The sequence below is a fragment of the Leekyejoonella antrihumi genome, assembly GCF_007845645.1.
Lineage (GTDB): Bacteria > Actinomycetota > Actinomycetes > Actinomycetales > Dermatophilaceae > Leekyejoonella > Leekyejoonella antrihumi.
The window spans coordinates 8,768-18,773 of record NZ_VCQV01000026.1; the positions used below are offsets into that span (position 1 = coordinate 8,768).

10 protein-coding genes are annotated in these 10,006 nt (G+C 68.0%); 2 read left to right on the top strand and 8 right to left on the bottom strand.

The window, feature by feature from the left end; translation table 11 throughout:
- Window positions 1-326: 326 nt before the first annotated feature.
- The 6 genes from FGL98_RS16710 to dapE form a co-directional block, all read right to left on the bottom strand.
- Window positions 327-626 (bottom strand): GIY-YIG nuclease family protein, encoded by a 300-nt coding sequence (locus tag FGL98_RS16710; RefSeq protein WP_146318545.1) that lies wholly within the window; start codon window positions 624-626, stop codon window positions 327-329.
- Window positions 627-1,099: 473 nt separating this feature from the next.
- Window positions 1,100-2,365, bottom strand: a complete 1,266-nt coding sequence (locus FGL98_RS16715; RefSeq protein WP_146318547.1) for a hypothetical protein — start codon at window positions 2,363-2,365, stop codon at window positions 1,100-1,102.
- Window positions 2,365-2,949, bottom strand: coding sequence for a DNA-3-methyladenine glycosylase I (locus FGL98_RS16720; protein ID WP_146318549.1), 585 nt, complete (start codon window positions 2,947-2,949; stop codon window positions 2,365-2,367). Before FGL98_RS16720 ends, FGL98_RS16715 begins: the two co-directional genes overlap by 1 nt.
- Window positions 2,950-2,954: 5 nt before the next feature.
- On the bottom strand, window positions 2,955-3,233 hold the full coding sequence (locus tag FGL98_RS26370) for a DivIVA domain-containing protein (RefSeq protein WP_146318551.1): 279 nt from the start codon (window positions 3,231-3,233) through the stop codon (window positions 2,955-2,957).
- Window positions 3,234-3,261: 28 nt separating this feature from the next.
- Window positions 3,262-4,029: an LOG family protein gene (locus FGL98_RS16730; RefSeq protein WP_146318553.1), complete on the bottom strand. Its 768-nt coding sequence runs from the start codon at window positions 4,027-4,029 to the stop codon at window positions 3,262-3,264.
- Window positions 4,026-5,090, bottom strand: a complete 1,065-nt coding sequence (gene dapE / locus FGL98_RS16735; protein ID WP_146318555.1) for a succinyl-diaminopimelate desuccinylase — start codon at window positions 5,088-5,090, stop codon at window positions 4,026-4,028. Before dapE ends, FGL98_RS16730 begins: the two co-directional genes overlap by 4 nt.
- A 58-nt stretch (window positions 5,091-5,148) precedes the next feature.
- Between dapE and dapD the strand changes: the two genes are divergently transcribed.
- Window positions 5,149-6,084: a 2,3,4,5-tetrahydropyridine-2,6-dicarboxylate N-succinyltransferase gene (gene dapD, locus FGL98_RS16740; RefSeq protein WP_146318557.1), complete on the top strand. Its 936-nt coding sequence runs from the start codon at window positions 5,149-5,151 to the stop codon at window positions 6,082-6,084.
- A gap of 57 nt (window positions 6,085-6,141) precedes the next feature.
- Window positions 6,142-7,089, top strand: coding sequence for a hypothetical protein (locus FGL98_RS16745; RefSeq protein ID WP_146318559.1), 948 nt, complete (start codon window positions 6,142-6,144; stop codon window positions 7,087-7,089).
- 28 nt (window positions 7,090-7,117) lie between these two features.
- Here the strand turns inward: FGL98_RS16745 and FGL98_RS16750 are convergent, their stop codons facing one another.
- Window positions 7,118-9,463: a xanthine dehydrogenase family protein molybdopterin-binding subunit gene (locus FGL98_RS16750; RefSeq protein ID WP_222432224.1), complete on the bottom strand. Its 2,346-nt coding sequence runs from the start codon at window positions 9,461-9,463 to the stop codon at window positions 7,118-7,120.
- Entirely contained in the window at window positions 9,460-9,981 is a 522-nt protein-coding gene (locus tag FGL98_RS16755) for a (2Fe-2S)-binding protein (RefSeq protein ID WP_146318561.1), read from the bottom strand. Before FGL98_RS16755 ends, FGL98_RS16750 begins: the two co-directional genes overlap by 4 nt.
- Window positions 9,982-10,006 lie beyond the last annotated feature (25 nt).

Sequence of the window (10,006 nt, forward strand, 5' to 3'; positions counted from 1 at the left end):
AGTGAGTCCCGCGCGTCGAAACCCCGCATACCACACAAGGTTTCGACACGCCCTCGGCTAGCGCCTCGGTCGGCTCAACCACCCGAATCAGCCGATCGAGCCGCGGGCAAACACCGCACGGCTGGTCGAGCCGCGGGCAAACGCAGTGAGTCCCGCGCGTCGAAACCCCGCATACCACACAAGGTTTCGACACGCCCTCGGCTAGCGCCTCGGTCGGCTCAACCACCCGAATCAGCCGATCGAGCCGCGGGCAAACACCGCACGGCTGGTTGAGCCGCGGGCGAACGCCGTGAGTCCCGCGCATTGAACCCCCAACAGCTACCGACTCAACCGCTCGAACGTGGTTTCCGGTAGCCTTTTCGGGACAGCCCATGCAGCAGGTCAATGCGTCCATGGATCAGTGCCTGTCGCTTTGCCCGGCTCCAACCCTGGACCTGCTTCTCCAACGCATACGACTGATCAATCTTTGCGGACTCGTGGCACCACACCAGCGTCACCGGTAGGCGTGTGCTGGTGTACTTCGCACCAAATCCACTGGCATGCTCCTCCATCCGCCGATCCAGATCAGTGGTGCTACCAACGTAGTAGGAGCCATCACAACACTCGAGCATGTATGTCCAAGCCATGAGTCAAGCATCTATGAGACGTACTCCCCTGACCGTCCCTCTCACCGGTGCTGTGGATAAATGGCAATCTGCGAGCCTCTGGGGTTCCCCAGCCCTCGGCTGACACCACGGCCGGGTCAACCAGCCGAGCGTGACCAGCCGGCGCGCACCGCACGAGGTTTCGACACGGACTCGGCTAACACCTCGCCCGGCTCAACCAGCCGTAGAGACACCCGCCCTCGGCTGACACCACGGCCGGGTCAACCAGCCGAGCGTGACCAGCCGGCGCGCACCGCACGAGGTTTCGACACGGACTCGGCTAACGCCTCGCCCGGCTCAACCAGCCGAAGAGACACCCGCCCTCGGCTAACACCTCGCCCGGCTCAACCAGCCGAAGAGACACCCGCCCTCGGCTAACACCACGGCCGGGTCAACCAGCCGTAGAGACACCCGCCCTCGGCTGACGTTTCACCCGGCTCAATCAGGCGGGCCGGCTAGATGGCGTTGCCGGCGGGGTGCGCCAGGCGCAGCAGGGTCCAGCCCCACCAGACCTGCCAGCCGAGGAAGAGACCTATGCACGCGGCTGTGCGCACCCACGTCAGCACCCGCTGGTCTCGGCGCTTCCAACCTGCCCCGATGAGAATCACCACGATCGGGAAGAGGTAGATCAGCATCCGGTAGGTGCTGCTCCAGGCGTCGAGCACCGCCGCAAGGTAGAGCGCGTAGGCGAAAGTCCAGGTCCACATGACGTATCCGAGCCCCGTGGCCCACGGGCCACACAGCATCGCAACCAGCAGCACAACGACCGCGAGCAGCGCCAGCTTGCCCCAGAGGTCACCGAAGAGGATGTCGAAATTGCGCACCCACGAGACGAACGGAACGACCTCGTCATCCGTCCGCCACGCCGACTCTGTTGCGGTGTATGCCGAGCGGTCTCCTGTGACTGCCCAGGCGATGACCGGCCAGATGAGGCCTGCCACGCCGCAGCTGACGAGCGCCACGCTCATCCGGACCCATTCGCCGACCACAATTGGCCGGCCGTTACGCGCCCGCCACCGCACGACTACGGCGACGAGCGCCACGAGGGCCATTGGCACCGCAATGGGCCTGGCGAACCCGCACACGAGTGCGAAGGTGCCTGCCAGCAGCCAGGACTCCTTCGATATCGCGATCAGGAACGCCATCAGGATCAACAGACCCAGCGACTCGGTGTAGGTCATCTGGAAGACCGGCGACGGAGGCGCGGCGGCGAACACACTGGTCGCGGCGAGCGTTGCAGCTGCGCCGACTCGGGGGCGCATCAAAACCGCCATCAGCACCATCGCTGCCCCACCGAGCACCAGTGAAAACAGCGAACCCACGACCCCGAAGGAGCCACCCGTGACCAGCATGAGCCCCTTGGTCATCATTGGGTAGAGCGGGTAGAACGCCCACGGGTTCTGCTGCACGGTCCCGTTGAGGGCGTGCGGCAGCTGGCTCGGATAGCCGTCGCGCACGATTGTCTCGTACCAAGCGCCGTCCCACATCCGCGCCATGTCCCAGTAGGACGTGTGGTTGGTGCCCGTCCCGAACGGAATGAACTGCGGGTCCTGATGCTTCGCCAGCCAGATCATCAAGATCGCGGAGAAGAGCCGGAAGATCAGATAGCTCACCACCACGAGCAGCAGCAGGCGGGTGTCCAGCAGCCGTCGCAGCCGTTCCATCGGTCGTGGACGTGGCGCGGCAACATCGGATCTCGTGGCGGTGGTCGCGGTCACCATCACGCCGCTCCACCCCGATGGCACCCGGCTACATGGTCGTCGACCACGCCGCAGGCCTGCATCGCGGCATACATCGTGGTCGGTCCGACGTGAGCGAAGCCGGCCTTCTTCAACGCCTTCGCCAGCGCCGTGGACTCGGGTGTCTGCGCGGGCGTCTCCTCGAGAGACGCCGGCCGCTCATGCTCGTCCGGCCGGAACGACCAAAAGAGATCGTCCAGTCCGCCGGAGCCGCGCAGGTCCACGGTGGCCCGGGCATTGGTGACAGCGGCCAGGATCTTGCGGCGGTTGCGCACGATACCTGCGTCCTGCATCAACCGCTCGACATCGCCTGGTCCGAGCTGCGCGACCAGGTCGGCGTCGAACCCTGCGAACGCGGTGCGGAACGCCGGCCGTTTGCGCAGGATGGTCAGCCAGGACAGGCCGGACTGGAAGGCCTCCAGCGTGATGCGTTCGAGGAGCGCGGCCTCACCGTGCACGGGCACGCCCCATTCGACATCGTGGTAGGCGCGGTAGTCCCCGGACACCCCGGCCCACGCGCAGCGGGCCAGCCCGTCCTCACCGACCACGACTCCCCCGTCACTCATGGTGGTCAACGCTGCGCGCGCAGACGGCCGATCTCCTCGTCCCGAGCCTTCAGCTCGACACGCAACCGATCGAGCACGTCATCGACCTGACCCATCCGATAGCCGCGCAGCGTCTGGTCGAATCGCAGCACGTCAATGTCCTCAGCGGTCATCTCGCCACGCGGGAGGGGCTCGAACGGCGTCGTGAGCGTCGGTTCGTCAAAATGACCGCCGAATCGGCCGACGACCCCGGCCAGCACCACTCCGACCACGACCACCAGCAGCACGATGAGAAAGACGATCACCCGCCAAGGGTAACCTTGAGGCGCGCGATTACCAGTCGCCGCCCGCGATCCTGCGGTCACCCGCCACGATCAGCGCGACCGCCTCCGCCGGGTCGTCCACCACGGTGAGCCGTTCGACATCGGACTCGTTCACCATGCCGGCGGTGAGCAGGCTGTCCCTGACCCAGTCCATCATCGGGCTCCAGAACGCGCCGCCGAGCAGCACGATTGGAAAGCTGGTGACCTTGCGAGTCTGCGCCAGCGTCACTGCCTCGAAGAGCTCGTCGAGCGTGCCGAAACCACCCGGCAGTACCACGTACCCCTCGGCATACTTCACGAACATCGTCTTGCGCACGAAGAAGTAGCGGAAGTTCACCCCGATGTCGACGTATTCGTTGAGGCCCGCCTCGAACGGCAGCTCGATGCCCAGGCCGACACTGGTGCCACCGGCCTCGCGCGCCCCCCGGTTTGCTGCCTCCATCGTGCCCGGGCCGCCCCCGGTGATCACCGCGTATCCCGCCTCGACGAGCAGCCGCGCCAGCTGGACGGCCTTCGCGTAGTGCTCGCTGTCCGGCTTGAGTCGCGCGGATCCGAAGACGCTCACCGCAGGACCCAGCTGCGCCAACGTGTCAAACCCCTCGACGAACTCGGCCTGGATGCGCATCACCCGCCAGGGGTCGGTGTGCACCCAGTCGGCGTCCTGCCCACGGTCCAGCAGCTGCTGGTCGGTCGTTGTCTGGGGGACCTTCGAACCGCGCAGCGTCGTCGCGCCCTTGCGGTACTCGTCTGACGACTTCGCGGCCTGCGCCCGCGTCATACCAGCCACCGGCGCAACGCCCCGTAGGCCTGCGTCACCTGGGCCTGCGGGCAGCGTTCGTCGTCGGTGTGCGCCAGGTTCGGGTCGCCCGGGCCGAAGTTGACCGCCGGGACGCCCAGCTCGGAGAATCGGGCCACGTCGGTCCAGCCCTCCTTGGCGACCACCGGCAGGTCGAGGGCCGTGACGAAGGCCTGCGCCGCCGGCCGGTCGAGTCCGGGCCGCGCACCGGCCGCCAGGTCCCCAACCTCCAGGTGGTAGCCGGGAAAGACCGACTGCACGTGGGCGAGCGCATCATCGGTGCTGCGATGCGGAGCAAACCGGTAGTTGACAGTCACCGTGCAGCGGTCCGGGATCACGTTGCCGGCGATGCCGCCGGCGATCCGCACGGCATTGAGCGCCTCGTGATAGTCGAGCCCATCGACCCGCACGGTCTGTGGTTCGTAGGCCGCGAGCCTGGCCAGGATGTCCTGCGCGTCATGGATCGCGTTGTGCCCGTTCCAGGGCCGCGCGGAGTGGGCCGCGATCCCCTTCGTGCTCACGTCGAAGCGCATCGTGCCCTTGCAGCCGCCCTCGATCCCCCCGTTCGTGGGCTCCAGCAGCACCGCGAAGTCGGCCGCCAACCAGTCCGGGTGAGTGCGCGCGAGCCGTTTCAGCCCGTTGTGCTCGTCCTCGATCTCCTCGCAGTCGTAGAAGACGTAGCTGACGTCGCGTGTCGGCTGCGGCAACTGCGCGGCGAGCGCCAACTGGACGGCGACACCACCCTTCATGTCGGTGGTGCCTCGCCCCACCAGCAGGCCGTCGACCCGCCGCACCGGCAGATTGGGCGGGTCGGTCAGCGGCACGGTGTCGAGGTGGCCGGCCAGCACGACCCGCTCGCTGCGACCCAGGTCGGTGCGGGCGACGACCGTGTTGCCGTCGCGGGTCACCCTCAGGTGGGTCAGCGACCTCAGTGCCGCCTCGACGGCATCGGCCAGGGTTTGCTCGTCATGGCTCACGGACGGGATGTCACACAGCGCGACGGCAAGGTCTACGACATCGCCGTGCGGGTCAAGGGTCGCCATGGGTCCATCCTTTCGTACGGCGATGTCCGCCTGTCACCGCCTCGCCTACGCTATGACCATGACTGACGAGCGCACCGCATGGGGTTATGGCCTCGCCACCGAGACATCGAATGGGCAGATTCTCGACACCTGGTTTCCGGAGCCGCGGATCGGCGCCGCACCGACCGACGACCCGTATGGTGCGACGGCCGACCTGACGGCGCTGGCCGTCTCGGACCCGGTTCGGGACGTGGCGATGCGCGTGGTCATGTCCTCGATCGACCTGGACGCTGCACCGTCCGATGTGCCGGACGCCTACCTGCGCCTGCATCTGTTGTCGCACCGCCTGGTCGCGCCCAACAGCATCAACCTGGATGGCATCTTCGGTGTCCTGAACAACGTGGTCTGGACCAGCGCGGGCCCGTGCGCGGTCGAGGGGTTTGAGCGCACCCGGCTGCGGCTGCGCCGCGAGGGGCCGCTGCAGGTCTTCGCGGTCGACAAGTTCCCGCGGATGACCGACTACGTGGTGCCCTCCGGCGTGCGGATCGCCGATGCGGACCGGGTGCGCCTCGGCGCCCACCTGGCCGACGGCACCACGGTCATGCACGAGGGGTTCTGCAACTACAACGCCGGCACGCTCGGCGCCTCGATGGTCGAGGGCCGCATCGTCCAGGGCGTCGTCGTCGGCGACGGCTCGGACGTCGGCGGTGGGGCATCGATCATGGGCACCCTGTCGGGCGGCGGCACCGCGAGGGTCTCGATCGGCCGGCGCTGCCTACTCGGGGCCGAGTCGGGGATCGGTATCGCGCTGGGCGACGACTGCGTGGTCGAGGCCGGCCTGTACGTCACGGCCGGAACGAAGGTCACCCTCGAGGACGGAACCGTGGTCAAGGCGGCGCAGTTGTCAGGGAAGGACGGCATGCTGTTCATCCGCAACTCGACGACCGGTGTCGTGGAGTGCCGTCGACGCAAGGGTCACGGCATCGCGCTCAACGACGCCTTGCACGCCAACTGACCGGGAGCAGCCGACCGCCATGCACCTGAGCGCCGAACCTCGACGATCCGGACTCCAATGAGATCACGCGGGCACGACCGGGAGTTCGAGGGGCTCTATGACGTGGGGCCGGACGTCCATGACGACGCGTTCTACGACGAGGAGTACCACCGCCGCGGGCCGATTCGCCGCGCGCTGGGCTGCCTGCTGCCCCTGGCGATCCTGGGTGGCGTCGTCTTCGGTGGCTACCAGGCATACCAACACCTGATCAACAACTTCGGCAGCCCCTCCTGCAAGGTGGTGTCCGGGAACTTCGACTACCAGTGGGACCCGGAGCAGGCCGCGAACGCCTCGACCATCACCGACGTCGGCCTGTTCAAGCTCGGGCTCCCGAACCGGGCCTCGGACATCGCGCTGACAACGGCCCTCCAGGAGTCCAAGCTGCGCAACCTCACCTACGGCGACCTCGACTCGATCGGCCTCTTCCAGCAGCGCCCCAGCCAGGGCTGGGGCACGTCGGCCCAGATCCAGGATCCGGTCTTTGCCAGCACATCGTTCTATCACGCGCTCGTCAAGGTCGCCGGCTGGCAGCAGCTCTCCGTCGCCAGCGCGGCCCAGGCGGTGCAGAAGAGTGGATTCCCCAGCGCGTATGACGCGCACACCACCCAGGGCGAGACCCTCACCGCTGTGCTGTCCGGGGCGACACCCGAGGGCATCGGCTGTCGCCTCGACTCGGCCACCTCGAGCACCGCACCGGCCGCCCTGGTGACCAAGCTGGCAGCCCAGAGCGGAGTGCAGGCCACCGCCTCCACCTCGTCGGTGACCTACCGGGCCCCGAATGCCACTGCGGCGCAGGCGATCGGCGCCTGGGCGGTGGCGCACGCCCAGTCCGACGGCGTGACGTCCGTGACCGTGGGCGACCGGGCCTGGCAGCGGGACCGTGGTCAGGACGGCTGGACGTGGCACCCGGCCACCAGCCCCACCTCCAGCGGCAGCCAGGTGCGCATCAACCTCGCCGGGCGGTAGAACTCCCCCAGCCTGAACCCCAGGGGGCTCAGGCTGTTGGGATGACGCCGGCCAGCTCGAGGAGGCGCGAGGGTGGGCAGTACTCCTCATAGATGCGTGCCCCGAACGGGGCCAGCGCGTCCTCGATCGCGTTGCATACGGTGGGTGTCGACACGATCAGGCCTCCCTCGCCGACCCCACGGAAGTTGACGATCTCGTCCGTTCGGGTGGCTGGCAGGTGCTCGATCTCGATGAAGGGAATGCTGAGCGCCGTCGGCAGCAGATAGTCCATGAAAGTGGCCGAGAGGAACTGCCCGTCCTCGTCGTAGGCGGACCGTTCCAGCAGCACGGCGCCGATCCCCTGGGCGACGCCGCCCCGGATCTGCCCGTCGACGACCGCCGGGTTGATGATGTCGCCGCAGTCCTCCACCACGACATACCGCTCGAAGCTCACCAGACCCGTGGTCAGGTCGACCTCGACGATGGCGGCATGGGTGCCCCCGGACCAGCCGCCGGCTCCCCCGTCGTAGGTCTCACTGGCCTCGAAGGTCGTGTCGACGTCGTCCGGCAGGCGACCCGGTGCGCGGGCCGAGGCGACCAGCTCCGCCAGCGGCAGCGCGCTGCTGGAGATCCCCCGCACGGCGATCGCCCCGTCCACGATCTCCAGGTCCTCGGCGCTGGCCTCCAGGAGTAACTCGGCGACCGCAATGACCTTGGCGCGCAAGGCGCGTGCGCTGACCACCGCGGCACCGCCCGCCATCGTCGCGGACAGGCTGCCACCGGTCAGGGAGGAAGGCACGACATCGGTGTCGCCCACGACGACCTCCACCTGGTCGAACGCGACACCGAACTCGTCCGCGGCGACCTGGGCGAGGGTCGTCTGATGGCTTTGCCCGTGCGGCATCTGACCGGTGTAGACCAGCAGGTGCCCGTCGTCCGCGAGCGCCATCCGCATCGGCTCGGGCCCCATCACGCCGAGCGGCTCGTCAGGCGTGCGACGCGGCCCGGGCGCCGGCTCGATGAACGAGGCGAAGCCGAGTCCGAGATACCGGTGCTGCTCCCTGGCCCGGGCCTGCCGCCGCCGAAACGCCGGCACGTCGATCAGTTGCGCCGCTCGCTCGATGGACTCACGGTTGGTGACACCGGCAAGGGTGCGGCCGGTCACCATCACGGCGTCGTGGTCGTCCTGGCCCACGACGTTGCGACGCCGGATCTCCAGGGGGTCCTTGCCGAGCTCGAGCGCCACCAGGTCGATCAGCCGCTCCCGCACGAACGTCTCGGAGGCCCACGGCCCCCGATACGCGACATACGTGGCCTTGTTGGTCACGACCGCGGACGCGGTGAAGGAGAGCGCGCCGATCTTGTAGGCATTGGGCAGCATCTCCATCGCGAGCCCGCTCACCATGGCGCCCATCCCCGGATAGGAGCCGCTGTCGACCACCATGTCGGCTCGCAGCCCGAGGATCTCGCCGTCGTCCATGACCGCGGCCTCGATGTCATAGCGCTCGTCGCGGGCCTGTCCCGCCGAGCACATGTGCTCGAACCTGTCCTCACACCACTTGACCGGACGCCGCAGCACCTTCGCAGCGACCGCCACCGCCACGTCCTCGCGGGACGACCCGGTCTTGAGGCCGAACGATCCGCCGATATCGCCGGCGCGGACCCGCACCTTCTCCACCGGGACGCCGAGCCGCGCGGCCAGGCCCTGTCGGGCCGGCTGCACGCCCTGATTCGCCGACCAGATAAGGAAGTCCTGCGACGTCGGGTCGTAGCTTGCGACGATGCCCCGGCACTCCATCGGCACGTTCTGATAGCGGTGCTGCGAGATCCGTGCCCGCACAATGCGGTCCGCTCGGGCGAAGGCCGCCTCGACGTCGCCGAACACCTTCGTGCTGGGCGGCAGGATCACGTTTGACCCGAGGTCCTCGAAGATCGGAGAGCTGGCGGGATCCAGTGCCTGGTCGATGGTCACGACAGCTGGAAGGTCGTCGTAGTCGACTTCGACGAGCTCGCAGGCATCTTCGGCAAGTGCCCGGGTCTGGGCGACGACCACCGCGACCGGGTCCCCGACGTGGCGCACCTTGTCGTTCGCGAGCGCGCAGTAGTCGGGCTTGTCCACTCCGAAGAGCCCGGCGATGCCGTAGCCACCCGGGGTGACGAGCGCCGCCATCTCCTCGCCGGTGATGACGGCGAGCACGCCGGGTGCCTCCCGAGCCGTCGCCGCGTCGATCTCAGTGATGCGTGCGTGCGCGAGAGGGCTGCGCACGAAGGCCGCGTGCACCATACGGGGCAGGACGATGTCGTCGATGTAGTTGCCACGTCCCGTGAGGATTCGCGGGTCTTCACTTCGCTTGACCGAGGCTCCGACAAAACGTGCCCCCGCCTGGATGGTCACAGCTCCACCTGCGACGCCGAGACCTGGTCGGCTTCCTGCGGGTGATCCGTGGTGCTGCGAGCAGCTTGCAGCACGCCGTCGACGATCGACTGGTAGCCGGTGCAACGGCAGATGTTGCCGGACAGGGCTTCTCGCACTTCGAACTCGGTCGGATGCGGGTTCTCCTGCAGGAGGGCGGTCGCCTGCATCAAGAACCCCGGTGTGCAGAAGCCGCACTGAAATCCGTGGCGCTCCCACATCGCCTCCTGCAGCGTGCTCATGCCGTGATCGGTGGCCAGCCCCTCGACGGTGGTGACGTCTGCGCCGTCCGCCTGGACACCCAGCATCAGGCAGGACCGCGCGGGTGCCCCGTCCACCAGCACGGTGCACGCCCCGCATACGCCGTGCTCGCAGCCGAGATGGGTGCCGGTCAGTCCGAACTCATCACGCAGCACGTCGGCGAGGGTGCGGCGCGCCTCGACGGACGCCGATCGGGCCTCGCCGTTGACCGTGACGGTGATGTCGATCTGCTCACTCATGCGGGGTCCCCTCGAAGTACCGAAG